Raw genomic sequence first — 24,136 nt, 5'->3', positions numbered from 1 at the left:
AACCAAATTGTCAGGCGCATTTCCGTGAAACCGTCATCCACCACCATCCCTGAACCTGAACAGAGTTTCGGTACCTCCGGCATTGCGCCGATGGAGCGTCCGAGCCCGGTCACCCGTTTCTTCATGTCGATCGTCGCCTGGGCGGAACGATTGAATTTCAAGTACGCAAAACTGGGCAATCCGCCGGTTTACGACAACGCCACGTTTCCCTGGGCTGCAGAAATCGAAAAGGCGGCGCCGGCGATCCGCGCCGAGCTCGACCAGATCCTTGTTCGCAAGGACGAATTGCCGACCTTCCAGGACATTTCCACCGACGTGAAGACGATCTCCACCGACAGAGGCTGGAAGACCTTCTTCCTGCTCGGTTTCGGCGTGAAATCCGAACAGAACATCCGGGCCTGCCCTGAAACCTGGAAGGCGATGCAGAATATCCCCGGACTGACGACCGTGATGTTCTCGATCTTCGAGCCGGGCAAGCACCTGCCGCCGCACCGCGGCCCGTATAACGGCGTTCTGCGGCTGCATCTCGGCCTGATCGTTCCCGAGCCGCGCGACAAGCTGGCGATCCGCGTCAAGGACCAGGTCTGCCATTGGGAAGAGGGCAAGGCGCTGATCTTTGACGACGCCTATGAACATGAGGCGTGGAACCATACGGACAAGACGCGGGTGGTGCTGTTCGTGGACTTCGTCAAGCCGCTGAAATTCCCTGCCCGGCTGGTGAACTGGCTGCTGATGCACATGGCGATCTTCACGCCCTTCATCAGGGAGGGCCTCGATAACCACAAGGAATGGGAAAAGAAGTTCTACGCCCAGGCGGAAGCATGGCGCAATCGCCCCGACGCGAAAGACTGAGCGAGCTCGCGTGAATCTCGGCAATGCCGTATGTAGTCCATGCGGCATTGCCACCTAGCGCATCAGCGGCCAGAGCGTCGCGGCGAGCAGCAGGCCCATCGTGATGTTGAACCATTTGAGTTTTTGGGGATCGGACAGGAAGCGTCGCAGCATCACACCGAAACCCGCCCAGATGGACACGGTCGGCAGGTTGACGACCGCGACCACGAGCGTAACCAGCGTCACCGAGAGAAACGGGTTTGCCGCATTCGCGTAGGCCGCCATGGCCGTCAGCGCTGCGATCCAGGCCTTTGGGTTCACCCATTGGAAGGCGGCAGATTCCAGGAACGTGAGCGGCCGGGCGGCTTCCGCATTGCCGTTTGAGACGGCCCGCGACATGCCGATGCGCCAAGCGAGATAGAGCAGGTAGGCGCCCCCTGCTATCTTCAGCCCCAGGCCGAGCGGCGGATAGGCTGTCATCAGCGCTCCCAGTCCGAAACCGACCGCCAGCAATACCGAGGAAAAGCCGATGGTGATGCCGAGGATCTGCGGCACCGTTCGCCAGAAGCCGAAATTCGTGCCTGAAGCGAGCAGCATGAAATTGCTCGGTCCAGGCGTCACCGAGCCGACAAGCGAGAAAAGTCCGATTGCGAGCATGGTCTCATAGGTCATGGCAAAATGCTCCCGTCGCGGGAGAGGGCCTCCCTGCGGTGTTCAAAGGTTCGGATTGCAGATCGGTCGGATCAGAGGTGCCGGATGCTCAGCCTGCCGCCCCATTTGCCGTTCAGGTAGTCGCAGACGAGCCGCCGATGGCAGTGATGCGGCTTGTCCTCCGAACAGAGCAGACAGGAGCCTTCCAACTCATCCGGCTTCAAGTGACTTTCCACCTTGCGTTCCGCCATCAAGCTCATGAAATCGTTCTGGAAGATGTTCCAGTCACCCTTCTCTTTCTTGAAGAAAGTCATGAGCTCTTCGGTCGGCGCAAGCAGGGGCTCGTGCCTGTAGGCCGCACCGCAGATCGTCCTCAGGAAGAAGGCGAGGTCATCGGATTTGGCAAAACCGGCAAGTTGCGAGGTGTTGTGAAGCCGTACGTCGATCATTCTTTCTACCCCGGCGCTTTTGATCCGGCCAAAAAAATCCTCGGCCGTCGTCTTGGTGAAACCGATCGTGGTGACGTCTATGCTCATGCCGGTGCCCCATGCCTTTGTGCCATCATGGCGGAACGCGGTATCTCCTGCTATTGTCAATATTGACATTCTGGATATGGATCTTGCCATGAAGCTGCAGGTGCTTGCTTTGGACGGTGTTTTCGATACCGGGCTCTCGGCCATCCTCGACGTCTTCACGACCGCCAACGAACTTGCCGCGATGCTGTCTCTGAACGTGCCGCCGTTCGAGGTCTCCGTCGTCGGGATGCGGAAGAAGGTTCAGACCTCGCAGGGTTTCGTCGTGCCGATTTCCGATCCGGTCTGTACAGCCGCAGGCGGGTGGCTCGTTGTGCCTGCGCTCGGTTACAAGGTGCCCGATCTGCTGCTGCCTGCGCTGGAGCGGCCGGACGTTCGGGATGCGACCGCAGCGCTCCGCGAGGCGAGGGACGGTGGCGTAAACATTGCCGCCGCCTGTATCGGTACGTTCGTGCTTGCCGAATCCGGGCTGCTTGACGGACAGAAGGCAACGACCACCTGGTGGCTCGCGCCGCTCTTTCGCCAGCGTTACCCCGCCGTAAATCTGGAAGACGGAAGCATGCTGGTTAAGTCCGGTCCGCTCGTGACGGCAGGTGCCGCGCTCGGCCATCTGGACATGGCGCTCTGGTTGGTACGGCAGGCGAGCCCCGAGCTTGCGGGCCTGGTTGCCCGCTACCTCATCGTCGACAACCGGCCGGCGCAGTCGACCTATGTCATTTCCGACCATCTAGCGCATGCCGACCCGTTGGTGGAGAAGTTCGAGCGCTGGGCTCGCGCCCGGCTTTCGGAAGGCTTTTCGCTTGACCAGGCGGCCGATGCCGTCGGCGCCAGCAAGCGCACGCTCGCCCGCCGCCTGGAGCAGGTGCTCGGCAAAACGCCGCTCTCCTATTTCCAGGACCTGCGTGTCGAACGCGCCGTGCATCTCCTGAAAACCAGCGGCAAGAGCCCGGATGAGATCGCTCCACTGGTGGGTTACGCCGACGGCGTGACGCTTCGGGCGCTGCTGCGCCAGAAACTCGGTCGCGGAGTGCGTGAACTGCGAATGGCCGAGTGACGGTTCGTCAGATTTCCTCGCGCTTCAGCAGATAGTCCAGGCCGCCCAACCGGAACCAGCGGTAGTCATAGGCATCGAGCAGAAGGCGGTGGCGGCCTTTCCCGTCGGCGCGGCTGTTGCCGCCATCGGCGATGTCGATCAGCAGATGCCCTTCCGCTCCGATGCCCGCGTCGAAGTGAATTTCTGCTGGCCTCGACAAGAGGTTATGCACCGTCAGAACCGAGTTGTTGCGCCAGTCAAATCGGAGCGCCAGCACGCCGTCGTCGCCGGTATCCACCACCGTGCATTCGCCCCAGCCGATTTCGGGCGTCTCCTTGCGCATGCGGATCAGCCGCTCGGTCCAGTTGAGCATGGACTCGGCCTCCCGCTTCTGATCGGCGACGTTGACATAGCAGTATCCGAAGGGACCTTCCTTGATGACGGGCAGTATCGGTTTGTCGCTCTTGGTGAAGCCTCCGTGCGGTTCCGGGGACCATTGCATCGGCGTGCGGGCGCAGTTGCGCTCGGGCAGGCTAAGGTCGTCTCCCATGCCGATCTCGTCGCCGTAACGGATGACCGGCGTGGCCGGAAGTGAGAACATCAGGCTGTAGGCGAGTTCGAGCCGGCGGCGATCGCCCTCCAGCATCGGCGCGAGCCGGCGTCTTATGCCCCGGTGATAAAGCTGCATCTCCTTCTCGGGTCCGAATTCCTCAAAGACCTTTTCCCGCTGCTTCTCCGTCAGCCTGCCCAGATCGAGTTCGTCGTGATTGCGCAGGAAGATGCCCCATTGGGCTGTGGCGGGTTTCTCACGCGTCGCATCCAACGCCTTGGCAAGCGGGCGCGAGTCTCCACTGGCCATGGCATAAAACAGCGCCTGGTTGACGTGAAAGTTGAACATCATCTGCATGCGGTCGCTGTCGTGGCCGAAATACTGGAGATTGGTCTTCGGCACGACATTCGCTTCCGCCAGGAAAATCGAATCCCCAAGCCGCCACTGCAGGAATTCGCGGAAGCCGCGCAGCATCTCGTATTGCGGCTGAGGCCGCTTCACCTCCGCTCCCTTCTGGGCGATCACGAAGGGCACGGCATCGACCCGGAAACCGGAGACGCCAAGCTGAATCCAGAAGCCCATGATCTTCAGGATTTCCGCCTGAACCTCCGGATTGGACGTGTTGAGGTCGGGCTGAAAATGGTAGAAGCGATGGAAATAATATTGCTTCGCCTTCTCGTCATAGGTCCAGGTGGTTTCCTGCACGCCCGGAAAGACCATGCCCTCGTCGGCATTGCCCGGCTTTTTGTTCGACCAGATATACCAGTCGCGGAAAGGCGAGTCCGGGCTGCTTCGCGCCTGCTGGAACCAGGGATGCTGGTCCGATGTGTGGTTGACGACGAGGTCGATCAGCACCCGGATGCCGCGCTGCTTGGCGCCGTGGGTGAATTCAACGAAGTCACCGAGCGTGCCGTAGCGGGGGTCGACGTTGTAGTAGTCCGAGACGTCGTAGCCATCATCCAGTCCAGGCGAGGTCTGGAACGGCATCAGCCAGATGGCATTGACGCCGAGGCCGGCAAGGTAGTCGAGGCGCCGCTCCAGCCCCTCGAAGTCCCCAACACCGTCGCCATTGGCGTCCATGAAGGTCTCAACGGAAAGGCAATAGATGACGGCGTTCTTGTACCAGAGATCGTTGATCACGGTGCGCTCCTCGAATGGGCTGGTTCGGGGAGGGCAATTGCTCAGCGCGGGAATTGTTCCAGGCGTAGGACCAATGCCGCATGAAAGCGGGCCTTATGGCCCCGTCCTCTCAATCGCTGGGGGATCGAACGCGCCTATTCGATCAAAAGTAGGCCCCGCTTGCTGTCGCCGTCAAACGTGTTCATCGCCGAAAACAGACGTTCCGTCTCGACCAGCCAAGGCTTGTAGTTCTCGTTGACATCGAGAACGAACACCATGTCTTGCGCCTCAAGATATCCTCCAACCGGAGAATGATGGCCGGCACCTGCGCCGAAGATTTTCTCTCGCGTGAAGTTGACGATGTAGCGGCGGGCGGGGTCGTTTGCCCGCTTCATATGCTCGCGAAACTCGTCGGCCGTCAGGTTGCGCAGAACCGTGACCTTCCGCTGTGTTTTCATCTTCGCAAGACCAGCGAGCTCATCCAGCGTCAGCCCCATTATGCAAAGCCCGGTCCAGCACAGGCCGGTTCCATCCAGAACCTCGGCCTCGGTCTTTTCCTCTTCGCCGACGGAACGGAACGTGTTGGCGATGCTCGCCGGCCCGCACCGCGATGCATTTGTTTGCCAGGCGATATTCCGATCAAATGTTGCCGCCACAGGCAGCTTCCAGGCGGTCTCGATCAGTTCCGGAACACGGATGACCGAGGATTGGATCGCTTCCGGCGGGACTTTGGTCTGGCTGGCGATGAAGCCTGCGGTGCCGACGAGCACACCGGCGGCGGCAACTATGCCAAGAAAGAAGGCGCGCTTCATTTCGATGCTCCCGAAGCACGGATGGTCACCGGACAATGAGCCTGGAGACAGCCGCCATCAAGATATCCATACGGCGGATGAGGGATCGCAAACTCGTACTGCGGAGTGAATTCACCCCGCGCGGTCGCTGCGGATCGGATGCCAGATCGAAATATCGCGAGGACCGGCGAGGAGTTCGGGAAGGGCCGCGTGCCATGCCTCCCGATAGGGGCGCTGCAATTGCACGTCCAATACGTCCTGATGATCCTCCCATGTCTCGTAAAGCATCATCCGGTTTTCGTTTTCTGGATCGGCATGCAGCACCGCCTGGTGAAACATCGGCTCGTGCCGCATCGCGTCCAGCACGCCGTCGAGCAGCGTCATGAAGCGCTCGCGCTCGCCCGGAAGAATATCGAAACGGATGACATAGGTGACAGGCATGGCTGATCCTTTCTTTTTTCTACGACCGGAATAGCCTTGCAGGAACGGCAGGTCGATTACCTCCGAGGTCATAACGGTGGCTCACACCCTTCCCGCTTCTCCCCCTGCGGTACGTCATTTTACGTATGTGGTTTTGCGATGCAGCGCCCGATAGTCGCTTAAGCAACGGTTAAGGTTTTCGTTGCGGACGAACGAGAAGAGGGGTTCGAACCAATGACTTTCAAAGCAAAGTTTGCTGGCGCATTGCTCGCCACCGTCATGTCGACGACGGCGCTTTCCGGCGCCTTCGCCGCAGACGACACCATCAAGATCGGCGTTCTGCACTCGCTTTCGGGCACCATGGCCATCTCCGAGACCACCCTCAAGGATGTCATGCTGATGCTCGTCGAGGAGCAGAACAAGAAGGGCGGCGTGCTGGGCAAGAAGCTCGAAGCCGTCGTTGTCGACCCGGCATCCGACTGGCCGCTGTTTGCCGAAAAGGCCCGCCAGCTCATCTCCCAGGACAAGGTGGCTGCCGTCTTCGGCTGCTGGACTTCGTCTTCGCGCAAGTCCGTCCTACCGGTCTTCGAGGAGCTCAATTCGATCCTCTTCTACCCGGTCCAGTACGAGGGTGAAGAATCCTCGCGCAACATCTTCTACACGGGTGCCGCGCCTAACCAGCAGGCCATCCCGGCTGTCGACTACCTGGCTGAAAGCGAAGGCGTGCAGCGCTGGGTTCTGGCCGGCACCGATTATGTCTATCCGCAGACCACCAACAAGATCCTCAAGGCCTATCTGATGTCGAAGGGCGTTGCCGAATCCGACATCATGGTGAACTATACGCCATTCGGTCACTCCGACTGGCAGACCATCGTCTCCGACATCAAGAAGTTCGGCTCCGCCGGCAAGAAGACCGCCGTCGTCTCCACCATCAACGGCGATGCCAACGTTCCCTTCTACAAGGAACTCGGCAACCAGGGCATCAAGGCCGAAGACATTCCGGTCGTGGCCTTCTCGGTCGGTGAAGAAGAGCTTGCCGGTCTCGACACCAAGCCGCTCGTCGGCCATCTCGCCGCCTGGAACTACTTCCAGTCCGTCGACGCCGAGGTCAATGCCGATTTCATCAAGGAATGGAAGGCCTTCACCAAGAACGACAAGCGCGTCACCAACGACCCGATGGAAGCCGCCTATATCGGCTTCAACGCCTGGGTAAAGGCCGTCGAAGCCGCTGGCACCACCGATACCGACAAGGTTCTGGACTCGATCATCGGCGTTTCCGTTCCGAACCTTTCGGGCGGCACATCCACCGTCATGCCGAACCATCACATCACCAAGCCGGTGCTGATCGGTGAAATCCAGGCGGACGGCCAGTTCGAAATCGTCCAGGAAACACCTGCCGTCGTTGGTGACGAATGGTCCGATTATCTGCCGGACTCCAAGAACCTGATCTCCGATTGGCGCAAGCCGATGTCCTGCGGCAACTTCAACGTTGCTTCCGGCAAGTGCGGCGGCAAGGGCAGCTGATTCTAACTGGTGAAACCTGAGGGCTGGGGGGTGAGCCCCCGGTCAGACCCTCTCCCCGACCTGAACCAGGTCGGGGAGAGAGAATTGCGGCGTCGCCGCCAGTTGTTCCTTCGGCCTCAGGGTTTCAGGCGAGGGGCGTTCCGGCCGGCCGACAGGGGCGATATCATGACCTTGAAATCTTTTCTCCAGGCTTTGCTTGCCTGTCTGATCCTTTCCTTCGCCGCGCCGTCTTTCGCGCAGAGCGACCCCAAACCTTTGATCGATGCATTAGCCAAAGCTGATTTCAACGAGGCCGAAAAACTGCTCGGCCAGATCGCCGCAACCGGCGATGCCCGCGTCGTGCCGGCGCTTAATGCCTTTGCCGAGGGCGATCTCTATTTCCGCAAATCCGACAATCTCGTTTTCATCGCTAAGGCCGCCGGTTCCGGTTTCGAGTTGATCGATCCGTTGACAGGTGCCGCGGCCGGGCAGGCGGCGAAGAACGCCGTCACCAAGATCAAGGTCAACAACAATCTGCGCCGCGTCATCCGCTCCGCCATGGGCGGCCTCACGCTTTTGAGCCCGGATCGCGCCGTGCGGCTGCAGGCCGCCGAGGCGGTGCTGCGCTCGCCAAGCCCGGAAAACCTCGATCTGGTCGAGGCAGCCCTTGCCAAGGAGACCGATGGGGAGGTCAAGGCGCGCATGGAGGAAGCGCGGGCGGTTTCGGTCCTCTCCTCCGACCGCTCCATCGATGAAAAGCGCTCCGCAATCGAAACCATCAAGAATCTCGGAGGCCGCAATTCGCTCGGCATCCTGAATTCCGTTTCCGGTTCGATCGAAGTCGGGCTCAAGGGTGACTTGGATGCGGCCATCGCTTCGATCGAGAGCGAACAGCAGCTCTGGGACATGGCGCAGAACGTCTGGTATGGCCTGTCGCTCGGCTCCGTGCTGCTGCTCGCCGCAATCGGCCTTGCGATCACATTCGGCGTCATGGGAATCATCAACATGGCGCATGGCGAAATGGTCATGCTCGGCGCCTATTCCACCTTCGTGGTGCAGGAGGTGATTCGCGACAATGCACCAAACCTGTTCGACTGGTCTCTGGCGATCGCGCTGCCCGTCGCCTTCCTCGTCACCGGTGCCGTCGGTCTGGTGATCGAGCGCGGCGTCATTCGTTTTCTTTACGGTCGCCCGCTTGAAACACTGCTCGCCACCTGGGGCGTCTCGCTCATCCTGCAGCAGACGATCCGCTCGATCTTCGGGCCGACAAACCAGGAAGTCGGCAACCCGTCCTGGATGTCGGGTTCGTTCCCCGTGGGCGGCATGACGATCACCTGGAACCGCATGTGGATCATCCTTTTCTCCATGTCGATCTTCGTGGCGCTGCTGGTGGTGCTGAAGAAATCGGCCTTCGGCCTCAATATGCGGGCCGTCACCCAGAACCGCCGCATGGCGTCGTCTATGGGCATCAAGACGCCGTGGGTCGATGCCTTCACCTTCGCGCTGGGCTCGGGCATTGCCGGTATCGCGGGTGTCGCGCTTTCCCAGATCGACAACGTCTCGCCGAATCTCGGCCAGAGCTACATCATCGACAGCTTCATGGTCGTGGTCTTCGGTGGCGTCGGCAATCTCTGGGGGACGCTGGTCGGCGCACTGTCGCTCGGCGTGCTGAACAAGTTCCTCGAACCTTCGGTCGGTGCCGTGCTCGGCAAGATCCTGGTTCTGGTGCTGATCATCCTCTTCATCCAGAAACGTCCGCGCGGTCTCTTCGCGCTCAAGGGAAGGGCGGTGGAAGCATGATTTCCGGCTTTGTCTTTCGGGCTCTCGACGGCAGGATTGTCGTTGCCGTCGCCATTTTGCTTGGCGTCGCCCTGCTCGTGCCGGCGCTCAACCTGATGACCCCGCCGGACAGCGCGCTGCATATTCCGACCTATGCCGTGTCGCTCTTCGGCAAATATCTCTGCTATGCGCTGCTGGCGCTCGCGCTCGATCTCGTCTGGGGTTACTGCGGCATTCTCTCGCTCGGCCACGGTGCCTTCTTCGCACTCGGCGGTTATGCGATGGGCATGTATCTGATGCGCCAGATCGGCAGTAGAGGCGTATACGGCAACCCGATCCTGCCGGACTTCATGGTGTTCCTCAACTGGAAGGAGCTTCCCTGGTTCTGGCATGGTTTCGACTGGTTCGTCTTCGCCATGGCGATGGTGCTGGTCGTGCCCGGCCTGCTTGCCTTCGTCTTCGGCTGGTTCGCCTTCCGCTCCCGCGTCAACGGCGTCTATCTGTCGATCATCACCCAGGCGATGACCTATGCGCTGATGCTCGCCTTCTTCCGCAACGACATGGGCTTCGGCGGCAATAACGGCCTGACCGACTTCAAGGATATCCTGGGCTTCCCGGTCCAGGCGGACGGCACGCGTGCGGTTCTCTTCGCCATGTCGGCAATCATGCTGGCGCTCTGCCTCCTCGTTGCGTCGGCCATCGTCCGATCGAAGTTCGGCAAGGTTCTGGTCGGCGTGCGCGATGCGGAAAGCCGGGTGCGTTTCCTCGGCTTCCGGGTGGAGAACATCAAGCTCTTCACCTTCGTCGTCTCGGCGATGATGGCGGGCATTGCAGGTGCGCTTTTCGTACCGCAGGTCGGCATCATCAATCCGGGCGAATTCGCGCCTGCCAACTCCATCGAGGTGGTCGTCTGGACGGCGGTCGGTGGGCGCGGCACGCTGATCGGGCCGGTCATCGGCGCGGTGCTCGTTAATGCTGGCAAAAGCTTCTTCACCGGCGCCTTCCCGGAAATCTGGCTCTATGCGCTCGGCGGCCTCTTTATCGCCGTGACGCTCTTCCTGCCGAAGGGCATCGTGGGCACGGTTCAGCAGGGTTGGAATTCGCGCAAGGCGATGAAGGCTGCCGCGGAGGCGGAAAAGGGCAGGGACGAGGCAGTGCCCGTCACGCAGGCGCAGGCGGCGGAGTGAAAACGATGAATATGATTGCCGAAACAAGACAAAAAAGCCTGCTCTATCTCGAAAACGTCTCCGTCTCCTTCGACGGTTTCAAGGCGCTGAACTCGCTGTCCTTCGTGGTCGAACCCGGCGAGCTGCGCGCCATCATCGGTCCGAATGGCGCCGGTAAGACGACGATGATGGATATCATCACCGGCAAGACGAGGCCGGACACCGGCACGGTGTTGTTCGAGGATGCGATCGATCTGACGAAAAAGGACGAGGCCGATATCGCCCAGCTCGGCATCGGCCGCAAATTCCAGAAGCCGACTGTCTTCGAAAGCCACACCGTCTGGGACAATCTGGAACTGGCGCTCAACCGCGACCGCGGGGTGTTTGCCACGCTCTTCTACACGCTGTCGACCGAAGACGAGGCGCGCATCGAGGAAATCCTTTCGACCATCCGCCTGACCCATCGCAAGGACGAGCTCGCAGCCAATCTTTCGCACGGCCAGAAGCAATGGCTGGAGATCGGCATGCTGCTTGCCCAGGAGCCCAAACTCCTGCTCGTCGACGAACCTGTCGCCGGCATGACGGACGCGGAAACGGCCGAAACCGCCGAACTCCTCAAGGAAATCGCCAAGACGCGATCAGTCGTCGTGGTCGAACACGACATGGGCTTCATCCGCGAGCTCGGCGTCAAGGTGACGTGCCTGGCGGAAGGCTCCGTGCTCGCCGAGGGCTCGATCGATTTCGTGTCCAACGATCCGAAGGTGATCGAGAACTATCTGGGGCGGTGATTATGCTGACGGTCAACAACATCAATCTTCACTACGGCGCGGCACAGGCGTTGCGTGGCGTCTCGATCACCGCCGAAATGGGCAAGATCACCTGCGTGCTGGGGCGCAACGGCGTGGGGAAGAGCTCTCTTCTCCGAGCCGTTACCGGCCAGCACGCGGTCAGCGCCGGTACGATCAGCTTCCAAAACGAAGTGCTGAACGGCCTGCAACCCTATGCCCGCGCCAAGCACGGCATCGGCTACGTGCCACAGGGGCGCGAAATCTTCCCGCTGCTCACCGTGCAGGAAAACCTTGAAAGCGGTTATGCGCCGCTCGCCCGGAAGGATCGCTCCATTCCGGATGAAATCTTTTCGTTGTTTCCGGTTTTGAAAACCATGCTCGGACGACGCGGTGGCGACCTGTCCGGTGGCCAGCAGCAGCAGCTGGCGATCGGCCGCGCCATGGTCACCCGTCCGAAGATTCTCGTGCTCGACGAACCCACCGAAGGCATTCAGCCTTCGATCATCAAGGATATCGGCCGGGCGATCCGCTATCTCCGCGACTCGACCGGCATGGCCATCCTGCTGGTCGAACAGTATCTGGATTTCTGCCGAGAGCTTGCCGATCAGGTTTACATCATGGATCGTGGCGAAATTGTGCATGAGGGTGCGGCCGAAACATTGGATACGGCAGAAGCGAGGCGGCACCTGACTGTGTAGTCCTAGTATTTCCATGGTGAATGTTTGTATCGCGTCGCAGCACTTCGTGCGTTTCGTCATCAGCGGATATGTGTTACCTAGGCGGCGTAGGGAGCGTTCCATGTAAGCTTGGAACACTCTGAGGCGGACCTTGCACATTGTTGACACCACTTCCCGCACCCATGATGAGGCGCTGATGGATTTTGCTCGCGTTGCCGGTACCTTTTCCAACCCCGCTCTTACTCGCGCGACCGCAGTAGGGGCTTTTTTCTTGGCTGCGAGCGGTGCCTATGCCGGCTGCGGCCAGCCCCTGGAACCGGGCCGTCATCCCATCACCATCGAAAGCGAAGGGGTTTCGCGTTCGGCCGTCTACTTCATTCCCTCTTCCTATACCGGCAGCCAGAAAGTCCCGGTCGTTTTCGACTTTCATGGCAGCCACAGCAATCCTCAAGGTCAGCTGAACAGGAGTTCCTGGGACAAAGTTGCCGAAAAGAACGGCTTCATCGTCATGGCGCTGCAGGGGAGCCTGCCCGGCAGTTCGGCCGGCACCTATGCCTGGAATGTGCCTTACGTAACGACCCAACCCGGCGGCCTCAATGAAGTTGCCTATATCACGCAGGCGCTCGAGACGGTGAAGGAGACCTTCTGCACCGATCCGGCACGCATCTACGCCTCCGGTTATTCCGGCGGCGGGCGTATGCTTTCGGCCTATCTTTGCGCTGGGCACGACGATTTCGCGGCCGCAGGCTTCGTGCATTCGCTGCGCGCCGGCCGACCGGTCGAGATCGACGGCAAGTGGAGGCCCGATGCGGAAAACTGCTCGCCAGCAAGGCCGATCTCCATCATGGCCTTTGCCGGCGAGAAGGACGACGCCAATCCCTATGCCGGCGGCGGCAAGGCCTACTGGCAATACGGCTTCAAGACCGCGATACAGAGATGGACCGAGCTCGACGGCTGCAAGGGCAACGGCGATCCGAAGACCGTCGACGACGTGACCTTCAGCCTCTACGGCACCTGCAAGAACGGTGCCCGTGTCGCATCCTACGTCTTTGCCAATGGCACCCATGCCTGGCCGAAACCGGCACCGGCGACGGAAGCGGTCATTGCCGCTGCCAAGGATGGCGCTGCAGGCGTCACCAAGGTCGCCACCGTTGCCGACGCCAAGCCGGCTTTCGATGCGAATATTGATCCGGCATCGCGGATGTGGGAGTTTTTCGGCAAGGCCGACAGCACCGATGTGATCGCCACCGCCGCGCCCGCAAAGGGGAAATCTGGCACGGGCGTTGCATCGGATTGCGCGACCGATACCGATCTTCAGGGGACGACGTGCAGCAGCACCCAGCCGATCAATATGCGCCGCAGCGGGCAAGGGGTGCAGGACGCCTTGTAACCAAGGCTTCCGGCGGGCGCACCCGGCTCGCCGAGTTCTACCAGGAAGGCTGCGCAAAAATTCGTCTTCCGGAAACATTTTCGCCTGAAATGGAGGCGATCCTCATCAATACGTCAGGGGGACTGACCGGCGGCGACATGATCGAATGGTCCGTCGCCGCTGCTGATTCCACCAGACTTTCGGTTACCACCCAGGCAAACGAGAAGATTTATAAAGCCGCCGCCGACACGGCTTCCGTTTCCACCCACATAACTGTCGGCAAGGACGCCTCCGTCCACTGGCTTCCCCAGGAAACCATTCTGTTCGACCAGGCCTCGTTGACCCGCCGGCTTGATGTCGACCTTGCCGAAACTGCCGAATTTCTAGCGGTCGAGGCGGTGCTGCTCGGGCGGAAGGCGATGGGCGAGGCCGTTGCCGAGGGCTTTTTTCGCGACCGGTGGCGGGTGCGCCGCTCCGGCAGGCTCATTCATGCCGAAGAGCTGCGGTTCGACGGCGCGATCGAGCGGATGACGCAGTCGGCAGGGGTCCTCTCCGGTCAGGTCGCCTTCGCCACCCTGTTTTATACCGGGCCGCTTGCCGAGGTGCTTTTTTCCAAGCTCCGCGCCTGTCTTGACGATACCGCCGGCGGAGCCAGCCCGTGGACTGGCGGAGCCAGCCACTGGAACGGCAAGCTGATTGCGCGGCTTGCGGCGCCGACCGGTTTCGAGATGAGAAAAATCCTGACACCGGCAATTTCCGTATTGCGTAACGGCGCGCCAGTGCCGAAAGTCTGGAACATCTGATTTTTATCACGGGATTCCCATGAACCTGACGCCCAGAGAAAAAGACAAGCTGCTGATATCAATGGCGGCGATCGTTGCGCGCCGCCGGCTCGAGCGGGGCGTCAAGCTGAATTATCCGGAAGCTATCGCGCTGATTACCGATTTCGTCGTCGAGGGTGCCCGTGACGGTCGTTCCGTCGCCGATCTCATGGAAGCGGGTGCGCATGTCGTCAGCCGCGACCAGGTAATGGAAGGCATTGCCGAAATGATTCACGATGTGCAGGTGGAGGCGACCTTTCCCGACGGCACCAAGCTCGTCACTGTGCACGAACCCATAAGGTGAGGAGGGCGCCATGCTGGAGCTACGCCCCAATTGCGAATGCTGCGACAAGGACCTGCCGCCCGAAAGCCGGGAGGCGATGATCTGCACCTTCGAATGCACATTCTGCGCCGACTGTGCGACCGCCATCCTGGCCGGCACTTGTCCGAATTGCGGCGGCGAACTGGTGCGCCGCCCGGTGCGCCCGGCGGGGAAGCTCGCCAAGTACCCCGCATCCACGAAACGCGTTTTGAAGGCCGAGGGCTGTGCGCCCAAGGCTGCTTGAGGAGGAGAGTCATGATTCCTGGCGAAGTCATTGCCGCTGCAGGCGAAATCGAGCTCAACTCCGGCGCTCCGACGGTGACGGTGGAGGTCTCCAACACCGGCGACCGGCCAGTGCAGGTGGGCAGCCATTATCATTTCTTCGAGACCAACAACGGCCTTTCGTTCGACCGCGAGAAAGCCCGCGGCATGCGGCTCGATATCCCGGCCGGCACGGCAGTGCGCTTCGAGCCCGGGCAGACCCGGCAAGTCACGCTAATCCCGCTTTCGGGCAAACGGGAAGTCTACGGTTTCCAGCAAAAGATCATGGGTGCCCTGTGAAATTGACGATAGCCGCCGCCGTTCTGTTGGTTTTCGCCCTGCCTGCGCTTGCGCAGGAGCCGAAGCCCAACTGCAAGAACCCCATCACGCAGATGGAAATGACCTATTGTGAAGAGCAGGAATTGAACGCTGCCGACAAGATCCTCAACGTGGAGTACCAGAAGGCCCGCAAGGCCATGAAGACATGGGATGCCGACGCGGAGGCCAATCTGAAAGGGGCCGAAGATGCGCTCGTCAAGGCGCAGCGCGCTTGGGTCGCCTATCGCGATGCTCAATGCGCCTCCTACGGTTATCAGGCCCGCGGCGGCTCGATGGAGCCCCAGCTCATCTACGGTTGCCAGGCAGACCTCACCCGCAAGCGGACGGCCGAACTGAAAGAGCTGACCGAGATCATGGGGAACTGAGTTCCCTATCGGTCAAAATTCCATTCCCAAATTACTCGAATTCCAGAGGTAGACCGTCCATGCCACACAAGATGTCCCGCGCCGCCTATGCCTCGATGTTCGGTCCGACCGTGGGCGACAAGGTGCGGCTTGCGGATACGGAGCTCTTCATCGAGGTGGAGAAGGATTTCACCGTCTATGGCGAAGAGGTGAAATTCGGCGGCGGCAAGGTCATCCGCGACGGCATGGGCCAGAGCCAGGCGACGCGGGCGGAGGGCGCGGTCGACACTGTCATCACCAATGCGCTGATCGTCGACCATTCTGGCATCTACAAGGCGGATGTCGGCCTGAAGGACGGACGCATCCATGCAATTGGCAAGGCCGGAAATCCGGATACGCAGCCAGGTGTCACGATCATCGTCGGCCCGTCGACCGAGGCGATTGCAGGCGAGGGCAAGATCCTGACCGCCGGCGGCATGGACGCGCATATCCACTACATCTGCCCGCAGCAGATCGAGGAAGCGCTGATGTCGGGCGTCACCTGCATGCTGGGCGGCGGCACTGGGCCGGCGCATGGCACGCTCGCCACCACCTGCACCGGTGCCTGGCATATCGAACGGATGATCGAAAGCTTCGATGCGTTCCCGATGAACCTCGCGCTTGCCGGCAAGGGCAATGCCTCGCTGCCGGCGCCGCTGGAGGAAATGATTCTTGCCGGCGCCTCATCGCTCAAGCTGCATGAGGACTGGGGCACGACGCCAGCGGCCATCGACAATTGCCTGACGGTTGCGGACCAGTTCGACGTGCAGGTGATGATCCACACCGATACGCTGAACGAAAGTGGTTTCGTGGAGGATACGGTCGCGGCCATCCGGGGCCGCACCATCCATGCCTTCCACACGGAAGGGGCTGGCGGCGGGCACGCGCCCGACATCATCAAGGTCTGCGGCAATCCGAACGTCATCCCGTCCTCGACCAACCCGACGCGGCCTTATACGGTCAACACGCTCGCGGAACACCTCGACATGCTGATGGTCTGCCATCACCTGTCGCCGTCGATCCCGGAAGACATCGCCTTTGCCGAAAGCCGCATCCGCAAGGAAACCATCGCGGCGGAAGATATTCTCCACGATATCGGCGCCTTCTCGATCATTTCTTCCGATAGCCAAGCCATGGGCCGCGTCGGTGAGGTGGCGATCCGCACCTGGCAGACGGCCGACAAGATGAAGCGTCAGCGCGGTCAGCTGAAGGAAGAAACCGGCGATAACGACAATTTCCGCGTCAAGCGCTATATCGCCAAATATACAATCAACCCGGCGATCGCCCATGGCGTTTCCCATGAAATCGGTTCGGTGGAAGTCGGCAAGCGGGCCGACCTCGTACTCTGGAATCCGGCCTTCTTCGGCGTGAAGCCGGACATGGTGCTGCTCGGCGGCTCGATCGCAGCCGCGCCGATGGGCGACCCGAACGCCTCGATACCCACCCCGCAGCCGATGCATTACCGGCCAATGTTTGCGGCCTACGGCAAGCTTCGGACCAATTCCTCCGTCACGTTCGTATCCCAGGCCTCGCTCGATGCGGGTCTCGCCCACAAGCTCGGCGTCGCCAAGAAGCTGCTGGCGGTCAGGAACGTCCGCGGCGGCATTTCGAAAGCCTCGATGATCCATAATTCGGCAACGCCGCATGTGGAGGTCGATCCGGAAACCTACGAGGTGCGTGCCGACGGCGAGCTGCTCACTTGCGAGCCGGCGACGGTGCTGCCGATGGCGCAGCGTTATTTTCTGTTCTGACACCCAAATCCGGAGGTAAGCGGCAATCAGGCGGCCGCCGATCGGCGCGTTACCCATGTATGCGTAGAGCGCATGGCTGTTATGCCGCAGACCTTTGATGCTGCACTGCAAGATATTTTACGTTAGTTTTCGTCATCTCATTCAGGCGGTCGCCCAAGCCGTCGATTTTCCGCGATTTCAGGAGAGTTGAAACCATGCTTATTGGAAAACGTATTCCCGATGTGACGTTCCGGACCCGCGTACGCGACGAGTCGATCGGCGGCCCGAATCCCTTCCGCTGGGAAGACAAGACGACCAGGGACTATTTTTCCGGCAAGCGTGTCGTCCTCTTTTCGCTACCTGGTGCCTTCACGCCAACCTGCTCGACTTATCAGCTGCCGGATTTCGAAAAGCTTACCGGTGAGTTCAAGGCACAGGGCATCGACGAAATCTATTGCATTTCCGTCAACGATGCTTTTGTCATGAACGCCTGGGGCAAAAGCCAGAACCTTGAGAACGTCAAGCTCATTCCGGATGGTTCGGGTGAATTCACCCGCAAGATGGGCATGCTGGTCGCCAAGGACAATCTCGGCTTCGGGATGCGCTCCTGGCGTTATGCCGCCATCATCAATGACGGCATCGTCGAGCAGTGGTTTGAAGAGGAAGGTTATTCCGACAACTGCGACTCCGACCCCTATGGCGTTTCTTCTCCGCAGAATATCCTGGAGAATCTGAAGTCGGCCAAGATCGCGGCTTGATTTGGTGCATTCCGCGCCATCCGGAACCCGGACGCCAGTCCGGGTTTTTTGTTGATTGTTCAAAGGCCTTGCTCGTTGAGGCAAGCTCCGCAATGATGCGGTTTTCGCAGACAGACGAGTGGTTCCATGCAGCATATCCATTCCTACCGCCCCGCCGGCGTCATCACCGATCCGCCGGTCGATATCGTCACGTTGCCGCATGACCTGCGTCATCTGCGCCGCAAGCTGCTGCATCTTTCGAATGGCGACATGGTGATGCTCGACCTTAAGGAAGCGGTGCTCTTCCATCACGGTGACCGGCTGGTGCTCGACAGCGGCGATACCGTCGAGGTGCGTGCGGCGCCGGAGAAGCTTTTCGAGGTCAGGGCGCGTGACACACTGCATCTGATCGAGCTTGCCTGGCATCTCGGCAACCGGCATCTTTCGGCGCAGATCGAAGAAGGCCGCATCCTGATCCTGCGCGACCACGTGATCCGCGCCATGCTCGAAGGGCTTGGCGCCACGGTCGCGGAGATCGAGGAGCCGTTCCAGCCGGCGCGCGGTGCCTATCATTCACATGGGGGGCATTCGCATGGCAGCCATGCGCATGGACATGATAACCATGACCATCATCACCATCATGATTGAGCCTGCATGAGCCAGGCCCTCGATACGCAGGCGCTTCTGAGGTTGATGGCCTGGCTGTCTCCCGCCTTTCCGATTGGCGGCTTTGCCTATTCCGGCGGTCTTGAGCGGGCAGTTTTTGATGGTCTGGTGACGGACGCCGCAGGCCTTGAGGAGTGGATATCGACGCTGCTCCGGCGTGGCAGTCTCTGGAACGACGCGGTTCTGTTTTCCGAAGCCTGGCGGCAGGTGGAGAACGAGGCGGAACTGAGTGAGGTCGCGGAACTGAGCCTCGCCCTGAGCGGCTCTGCCGAGCGGTTCATGGAGGCGTTGTCGCTCGGGAAGGCATTCGTCGTGGCGGCTTCTGCCTGGCCAAATCCGGTGCTGGATCGCCTGCCGCGCGATGTGCCTTTTCCCGTCGCAGTCGGAGCAGTCTCGGCAGCGCATCACATTCCTGCCGGCAAGGCGCTGGCCGCCTATCTGCATGCCGCCGTCTCCCAATCGGTCTCGGCGGCCATCAGGCTTGGTGTCTGCGGACAGTCGGAAGGGGTGAAGGTCCTGGCCTCCCTCGAGGTGCTGATTGAAGAGATTTCACAGTGCGCGGTGCGGGCCACCCTCGATGATCTCGGCAGCGCGGCGGTGCAGGCGGAAATCGCCTCGCTCCGGCACGAAACACAAAATTCACGGCTTTTCCGCTCGTGAGGGCGGCTTAAGCTGACTTGGGATTTATGAAAGGAAGTCACATGAAATCGACGAACGGCCCCTTGCGCGTCGGCATCGGCGGCCCTGTCGGCTCCGGCAAGACGGCTTTGACGGAAAAACTCTGCAAGGCGATGCGGGAGAGTTATTCCGTCGCTGTTGTCACCAACGACATCTATACGAAGGAAGACGCCGAGGCGCTCGTCAGGATGCAGGCGCTTTCCTCCGACCGGATCGTCGGCGTCGAGACCGGCGGTTGTCCGCATACCGCGATCCGCGAGGATGCGACGATCAATCTCCAGGCGATTGCGGGTCTCAACGAGCGCATCCCCGATCTTGACGTGGTCTTCATCGAATCCGGCGGCGACAATCTTGCGGCGACCTTTTCCCCGGATCTTGCCGACATCACCATCTATGTCATCTCAACCTGCCAGGGCGAAGAAATACCCCGCAAGGGCGGCCCGGGAATCACCCGCTCCGACCTGCTCGTCATCAACAAAAAGGATCTGGCACCCTATGTCGGCGTCGATCTCGATGTGATGGACCGCGACGCCCATCGCATGCGCGAGGCGAAACCGCATCTCTTCACCGATCTGAAACGCGGCGAAGGAGTGGACCACGTGGTCCGGTTCCTGAAGGAGCAGGGCGGGCTGTAAGCGCTGCCTTGGAAAAAGAAGGCGGCGGCCTCGAAAGCCACCAGCCTATCGCATGCCGCCGCCACCGCCCGTGTACGGCATGCTTTCGGGAAGCCGGCCTTGCCAGGCGGGACCTCCCTCGCGTCAACCGTGATGAACGTTCATTTCCCGAAGCGCTTGCACATCGCCCACCTGGATCACACGGCCTCGCACGGTGACGCCGGTCTTCCGCAAGGTGGAAAATGCGCGGGAAAGGGCTTCCGGGGCGAGGCCCAGCATACCCGCCAGCAGGCTCTTCTGGAAAGGGAGGCGAATGGAGGCCGGGCCACCATCCACCGGACAGCGCGTCAGGATGTAATTCGCCACCCGTTGCGGCGCCGTATGCAGCCGGTCGTTGGCGACGCAGTCCATGGCCGTCAGAAGGTGTTGGGACAGGGAGATCATCACCGCCTTGGCGACATCGCTTTCCTGTTCGGCAAGTTCCCGGACGGTCTGCGCATCGAAACGGGCGAGCGTCGCGGCTTCGGCGGTCTGTGCATGAAACGGGTATTTCTTGTCGCCATAGAGAAGGCACTCGGCGAAGGTGTCACCCGGTGCGCAGATGCGGATATCCGCTTCGCGCCCCTCCCGATTCAACCGGTAGAGCCTGACATAACCGCTGAGCACGCAGTAGAAGGCGCCGGCATCTTCCCCTTCGCGGAAGACGGATTTACGTGCAGGCAGGCTCAGCACCGCCATGCTGCCGAGCATCCGCGCAAGCGAATTGCCGCTCAGGCCGCTCAAGAAGGGCGCCCTCATCAGCACCGCCCGGTCTCGGCTGTTGAGCTTGATATTGGTGTTGATCATTTCCATCGTCTGTTCCATGACGTCGGCCGCTGCGCACTCACGATGGCACCAAAATAACAGTTTCATGAAAGCGGTTTTTGACGCCGATCAAATATGCCGTATTTTTCTCGCCATTTCTTCTTCAACGAAAAACGCCGGACCCAAAGGCCCGGCGTTTCTTGAAGCATTGGCGAATGGCGCTTATTCGGCGGCCATCGGAGGCAGGCGCAGTACCTTGCTGCCGGCCTGCGCACCCGGTGCGGCCCGGTCGTCGTTGGCGCCGATCTGGCGCTCGATCTGGTTGAGGCGTTCTTCCAGCGAGGCGATCGACTGCGCATTCCTGCGTGCTTCCTGCGTGAGCTCTTCCGGTGAAAGACCGAGATCTTCGGCTTCCTTCTTGCCGACGAACCGGCCGAAGAGCTTGCCAAGCAGAAGGGAGAGGTCGTCCATGATCAGGAAGAAGGACGGCACGACCACCAACGAGAGCACCGTCGAGACGATGATCCCGCCGATCACCGCAATCGCCATTGGCGCGCGGAACGAACCGCCTTCGCCGATGCCGAGCGCCGAAGGCAGCATGCCTGCCGACATGGCGATCGAGGTCATGATGATCGGCCGGGCGCGCTTGCGGCCGGCCTCGACCATGGCGTGAACGCGCTCCATCCCGTGGCGGCGCATTTCGATCGCGAAATCCACCAAGAGGATGGCGTTCTTTGTGACGATGCCCATCAGCATCAGGATGCCGATCAGCACCGGCATGGACATGGCATTCTGTGTCAGGATCAGCGCGACCGCCACACCGCCGATGGCAAGCGGCAGGGAGAACAGGATGGTGAAGGGCTGGATCACATCCTTGAAGAGGAGGATCAGCACCACCAGCACCAGCATCAGGCCAAGCAGCATCGCGTTGCCGAAGCTCTGCGTCATCTCGGCCTGGATTTTGGCGTCCCCGCTTTCCGCAAGCCGTACGCTCGGGGGAAGCTTGGTCTCTTCGACGATTCGCTTGAATTCGGCACTTGCCGTGTCGAGCGCGGTGCCGAAGGGCACATCCGAACCGATCGAGACGACGCGGCTGCGGTCGTTGCGCTTGATCGAGCTCGGACCCTCCGAATAGTCGATATCGGCGACACTGTAGAGGGGCACGCTCTGGCCGCTCGCGGTCTTGATCTTCAGAGCGCGGATGGCGGCCAGATCCCTTCGGACATCAAGCGAAGCCTGTACGCGGATCGGGATCTGCCGGTCATCGAGCGAAATCTTCGCCAGATTCGCATCGACATCGCCGATCGTCGCGACACGGACGGTTTCCGAAATCTGCTGCGGCGTGATGCCGAGCCGTGAAGCCTCGTCCATGCGCGGCCGGATCTGCAGTTCCGGACGGGGCAGGGCACCTTCCGAACTGACATTGGCAAGGATCGGCGAGGCACGCAGGCGTGACTCCAGCAGACTGACGGCGTCGTTCAGGTCCGCCTCGTTGGTGGAGAGGAAGTTGAACGAAAGATCGCGTTCGGCGCGGTCGTTGAGCTTGGCGACGCGAACATCCGGAATGGATTGCAGCTTCGCGAGGATCTCCTTCTCGATATCCCATTGTGGCTTGACGCGGCCCTTCACCTCCATCTTCGGCAGGTAATCGCCGAGGATCGGGATTGAGCCGAGCCCTTTGTTAACCAGGGTCTTGACGAGCGAATGTTCGATATTGCCGAGGATGACGCGTACGGTGGCGCGGCGGAGTTCGAGGTCGCCCTTGGGCGATGCGCCGCCCAGCACGAAGACGCTTTCGACGCCCTCGATATCGCGGATCGCCTCGTAGATCTGCGTCGTCGTCGCGTCGGTCTCGTCGAGCGTGGCGTTCGGTGGCAGTTCCACCGACAGCACGACGCGCGAGGCGTCTTCCGGCGGTATGAAACTGCCGGGAACCTGGGCGAGCAGCATGACCGAGCCGACCAGGAAGGCGATTGCCGCAAGCAGCGTCGTATAACGCCAGTACCATTTGCGGGTCGTGCCGCTGATAAGGCGCGTATAGGCCTTCATTAGACGGCTGTCGTTGTCGTGGTGGTCGTCCATCGCGTCTTCGGCGCGCATGAAATAGGCGGCCATCAGCGGCGTGATGAGGCGCGCCACCATCAGCGAGAAGAAGACCGAGAAGGCGACCGTCAGGCCGAACTGGATGAAGTACTGACCCGGAATGCCCGGCATGAAGGACACCGGCACGAAGACCGCGATGATCGTGAAGCTCGTCGCGATAACCGCAAGACCGATTTCGTCGGCGGCTTCCAGCGCCGCCCGGTAGGGCGTCTTGCCCATCTTGATATGGCGGGCGATGTTCTCGATCTCGACGATCGCATCATCCACCAGGATACCGGTGGCGAGCGTCAGCGCCAGGAAGCTCACGAGGTTCAGCGAGAACCCCATGATGTCCATGATCCAGAAGGTCGGGATCGCCGACAGCGGCAGTGCCACGGCGGCGATCAGGGTCGCACGCCAGTTGCGCAGGAAGAGCAGCACGACGATAACGGCGAGGATCGCACCTTCGATGAGCGTGTGGAGAGCCGCCTCGTAGTTGCCATAGGTGTAGTAGACGGCGTCGTCGACCATCTCGATGGTCACATCAGGATTGGCCTTACGCACCTCGTTGAGGCTTTCCGCGACCGTTTCCGCAACCGAGACCTCGCTTGCGCCCTTGGCGCGGAAGACCGCGAAGGTGACGGACGGCGTTCCCTTGAAGCGGCCGAAGGATTTCGGCTCTTCATAGGTGTCGGTGATCGTGCCGAGCTGCGACAGCTTCACGAAACGACCGTTGGAAAGCGATATCGACGTATCGGAAAGCTGGGCCACGTCGCGGGCGTCGCCCAGCGTGCGGATGGTCTGCTCGTTGCCGGCTACCTGCCCACGGCCTGAACCGAGGTCCACGTTTGTGCCGCGAAGCTGCTGGTTCACATCCGCTGCGGTGATGCCATAGGCATCGAGCTTCGCTGCATTCAGCGACACGCGGATTTCACGGTCAGCGCCGCCGTAACGGTCGATACGGCCGATGCCCGGCTGGCCCTGCAGCGAGCGCTTCACGGTATCGTCCACGAACCACGACAGCTCTTCGAGCGTCATGTTGGGCGAAGAAACGGCAAAGGTCTGAATGGCCTGGCCTTCGACGTCGATCTTGGAGACGACGGGCTCTTCGATGCCGGCCGGCAGATCGCTGCGGATCTTATCGATGGCATCCTTGGTGTCCTGCACCGCTTCTTCGGTGGGCTTTTCGATGCGGAACATCACCACCGTCTGTGACTGGCCATCCGTCACGGTGGACTGGATCTCGTCGATGCCGCTGATCGATGCGACGGCGTCTTCGATCTCCTTGGTCACCTGCATCTCCAGTTCGGCAGGCGAAGCCCCGCTCTGGGTTACGGTGATCGAAACAACCGGGACGTCGATGTTCGGGAAACGGGTGATCGGCAGCGTGAAGAACGACTGGAACCCCAGATAGAGCAACAGCGCGAAGCCGAGCAGCGGCGCGATCGGATTACGGATCGACCAGGCGGAAAAATTCATGAGTCAACCT

Annotated in this window: 25 protein-coding genes; 18 read left to right on the top strand and 7 right to left on the bottom strand. The window is 60.9% G+C overall.

Annotated features, from left to right (window positions below; genetic code table 11):
- Window positions 1–18: 18 nt before the first annotated feature.
- Window positions 19–852 carry an ornithine lipid ester-linked acyl 2-hydroxylase OlsC gene (gene olsC, locus C5L12_RS15690; protein WP_425350796.1) on the top strand — a complete coding sequence of 278 codons (834 nt, stop codon included), beginning with the start codon at window positions 19–21 and terminating at the stop codon, window positions 850–852.
- 54 nt (window positions 853–906) lie between these two features.
- Here olsC and C5L12_RS15685 read toward each other — a convergent pair whose 3' ends face one another.
- Window positions 907–1,503 (bottom strand): LysE family translocator, encoded by a 597-nt coding sequence (locus C5L12_RS15685; RefSeq protein ID WP_105372982.1) that lies wholly within the window; start codon window positions 1,501–1,503, stop codon window positions 907–909.
- 71 nt (window positions 1,504–1,574) lie between these two features.
- Window positions 1,575–2,018 carry a DUF488 domain-containing protein gene (locus C5L12_RS15680; RefSeq protein ID WP_105372981.1) on the bottom strand — a complete coding sequence of 148 codons (444 nt, stop codon included), beginning with the start codon at window positions 2,016–2,018 and terminating at the stop codon, window positions 1,575–1,577.
- A gap of 88 nt (window positions 2,019–2,106) precedes the next feature.
- Here C5L12_RS15680 and C5L12_RS15675 point away from each other — a divergent pair, with 88 nt between their 5' ends.
- Entirely contained in the window at window positions 2,107–3,069 is a 963-nt protein-coding gene (locus tag C5L12_RS15675; protein ID WP_105373068.1) for a GlxA family transcriptional regulator, read from the top strand.
- Window positions 3,070–3,076: 7 nt separating this feature from the next.
- On the opposite strand, the gene C5L12_RS15670 is transcribed toward C5L12_RS15675, so the two are convergent.
- The 3 genes from C5L12_RS15670 to C5L12_RS15660 all read right to left on the bottom strand — a co-directional run bounded on the left by C5L12_RS15670 (window position 3,077) and on the right by C5L12_RS15660 (window position 5,949).
- Window positions 3,077–4,738, bottom strand: coding sequence for an alpha-amylase family protein (locus tag C5L12_RS15670; protein WP_105372980.1), 1,662 nt, complete (start codon window positions 4,736–4,738; stop codon window positions 3,077–3,079).
- Between the two features lie 134 nt (window positions 4,739–4,872).
- Window positions 4,873–5,529 (bottom strand): phytochelatin synthase family protein, encoded by a 657-nt coding sequence (locus C5L12_RS15665; RefSeq protein WP_105372979.1) that lies wholly within the window; start codon window positions 5,527–5,529, stop codon window positions 4,873–4,875.
- Between the two features lie 111 nt (window positions 5,530–5,640).
- A complete protein-coding gene (locus C5L12_RS15660) occupies window positions 5,641–5,949 on the bottom strand; it encodes a putative quinol monooxygenase (protein WP_105373067.1) in 309 nt (102 codons plus the stop codon).
- A 213-nt stretch (window positions 5,950–6,162) separates the two neighbouring features.
- Here C5L12_RS15660 and urtA point away from each other — a divergent pair, with 213 nt between their 5' ends.
- The 16 genes from urtA to ureG all read left to right on the top strand — a co-directional run bounded on the left by urtA (window position 6,163) and on the right by ureG (window position 19,782).
- Complete coding sequence (urtA, locus tag C5L12_RS15655; protein WP_105372978.1) at window positions 6,163–7,452, top strand: urea ABC transporter substrate-binding protein; 1,290 nt, start codon at window positions 6,163–6,165, stop codon at window positions 7,450–7,452.
- Window positions 7,453–7,617: 165 nt separating this feature from the next.
- On the top strand, window positions 7,618–9,231 hold the full coding sequence (gene urtB, locus C5L12_RS15650) for an urea ABC transporter permease subunit UrtB (RefSeq protein ID WP_105373066.1): 1,614 nt from the start codon (window positions 7,618–7,620) through the stop codon (window positions 9,229–9,231).
- On the top strand, window positions 9,228–10,397 hold the full coding sequence (gene urtC, locus C5L12_RS15645) for an urea ABC transporter permease subunit UrtC (RefSeq protein ID WP_105372977.1): 1,170 nt from the start codon (window positions 9,228–9,230) through the stop codon (window positions 10,395–10,397). Before urtB ends, urtC begins: the two co-directional genes overlap by 4 nt.
- 5 nt (window positions 10,398–10,402) lie before the next feature.
- Window positions 10,403–11,164, top strand: coding sequence for an urea ABC transporter ATP-binding protein UrtD (gene urtD, locus C5L12_RS15640; RefSeq protein WP_105372976.1), 762 nt, complete (start codon window positions 10,403–10,405; stop codon window positions 11,162–11,164).
- A 2-nt stretch (window positions 11,165–11,166) separates the two neighbouring features.
- Complete coding sequence (gene urtE, locus C5L12_RS15635) at window positions 11,167–11,862, top strand: urea ABC transporter ATP-binding subunit UrtE (protein WP_105372975.1); 696 nt, start codon at window positions 11,167–11,169, stop codon at window positions 11,860–11,862.
- A 130-nt stretch (window positions 11,863–11,992) separates the two neighbouring features.
- Window positions 11,993–13,231 (top strand): CE1 family esterase, encoded by a 1,239-nt coding sequence (locus tag C5L12_RS15630; protein WP_245422925.1) that lies wholly within the window; start codon window positions 11,993–11,995, stop codon window positions 13,229–13,231.
- Window positions 13,168–14,013 (top strand): urease accessory protein UreD, encoded by an 846-nt coding sequence (locus C5L12_RS15625; protein WP_105372973.1) that lies wholly within the window; start codon window positions 13,168–13,170, stop codon window positions 14,011–14,013. The genes C5L12_RS15630 and C5L12_RS15625 overlap by 64 nt, the downstream gene beginning before the upstream one ends.
- 19 nt (window positions 14,014–14,032) lie before the next feature.
- Complete coding sequence (locus C5L12_RS15620; RefSeq protein WP_105372972.1) at window positions 14,033–14,335, top strand: urease subunit gamma; 303 nt, start codon at window positions 14,033–14,035, stop codon at window positions 14,333–14,335.
- 10 nt (window positions 14,336–14,345) lie between these two features.
- On the top strand, window positions 14,346–14,597 hold the full coding sequence (locus C5L12_RS15615) for a DUF1272 domain-containing protein (RefSeq protein WP_105372971.1): 252 nt from the start codon (window positions 14,346–14,348) through the stop codon (window positions 14,595–14,597).
- Window positions 14,598–14,608: 11 nt separating this feature from the next.
- Entirely contained in the window at window positions 14,609–14,914 is a 306-nt protein-coding gene (locus C5L12_RS15610) for an urease subunit beta (protein ID WP_105372970.1), read from the top strand.
- A complete protein-coding gene (locus C5L12_RS15605; protein WP_245422924.1) occupies window positions 14,911–15,318 on the top strand; it encodes a lysozyme inhibitor LprI family protein in 408 nt (135 codons plus the stop codon). Before C5L12_RS15610 ends, C5L12_RS15605 begins: the two co-directional genes overlap by 4 nt.
- Window positions 15,319–15,377: 59 nt before the next feature.
- A complete protein-coding gene (gene ureC, locus C5L12_RS15600; RefSeq protein WP_105372969.1) occupies window positions 15,378–17,087 on the top strand; it encodes an urease subunit alpha in 1,710 nt (569 codons plus the stop codon).
- Window positions 17,088–17,281: 194 nt separating this feature from the next.
- Entirely contained in the window at window positions 17,282–17,824 is a 543-nt protein-coding gene (locus tag C5L12_RS15595; RefSeq protein WP_105372968.1) for a peroxiredoxin, read from the top strand.
- Between the two features lie 126 nt (window positions 17,825–17,950).
- On the top strand, window positions 17,951–18,451 hold the full coding sequence (gene ureE, locus C5L12_RS15590; protein ID WP_105372967.1) for an urease accessory protein UreE: 501 nt from the start codon (window positions 17,951–17,953) through the stop codon (window positions 18,449–18,451).
- Window positions 18,452–18,457: 6 nt separating this feature from the next.
- Window positions 18,458–19,129: an urease accessory protein UreF gene (locus C5L12_RS15585; protein ID WP_105372966.1), complete on the top strand. Its 672-nt coding sequence runs from the start codon at window positions 18,458–18,460 to the stop codon at window positions 19,127–19,129.
- A 41-nt stretch (window positions 19,130–19,170) separates the two neighbouring features.
- On the top strand, window positions 19,171–19,782 hold the full coding sequence (gene ureG, locus C5L12_RS15580; RefSeq protein ID WP_105372965.1) for an urease accessory protein UreG: 612 nt from the start codon (window positions 19,171–19,173) through the stop codon (window positions 19,780–19,782).
- A 123-nt stretch (window positions 19,783–19,905) separates the two neighbouring features.
- Here ureG and C5L12_RS15575 read toward each other — a convergent pair whose 3' ends face one another.
- Together C5L12_RS15575 and C5L12_RS15570 are read right to left on the bottom strand one after the other, a co-directional pair.
- On the bottom strand, window positions 19,906–20,613 hold the full coding sequence (locus C5L12_RS15575) for a Crp/Fnr family transcriptional regulator (protein WP_165924121.1): 708 nt from the start codon (window positions 20,611–20,613) through the stop codon (window positions 19,906–19,908).
- A gap of 174 nt (window positions 20,614–20,787) precedes the next feature.
- The gene (locus C5L12_RS15570) at window positions 20,788–24,126 is read right to left on the bottom strand and encodes an efflux RND transporter permease subunit (RefSeq protein WP_105372963.1); all 3,339 of its coding nucleotides are present in this window, start codon (window positions 24,124–24,126) and stop codon (window positions 20,788–20,790) included.
- Between the last annotated feature and the right edge of the window lie 10 nt (window positions 24,127–24,136).

Origin of the sequence: Neorhizobium huautlense (assembly GCF_002968575.1) — a bacterium.
GTDB classification, from domain to species: Bacteria; Pseudomonadota; Alphaproteobacteria; order Rhizobiales; family Rhizobiaceae; genus Neorhizobium; species Neorhizobium huautlense.
This window is presented reverse-complemented; position numbering and strand designations above follow the sequence as displayed.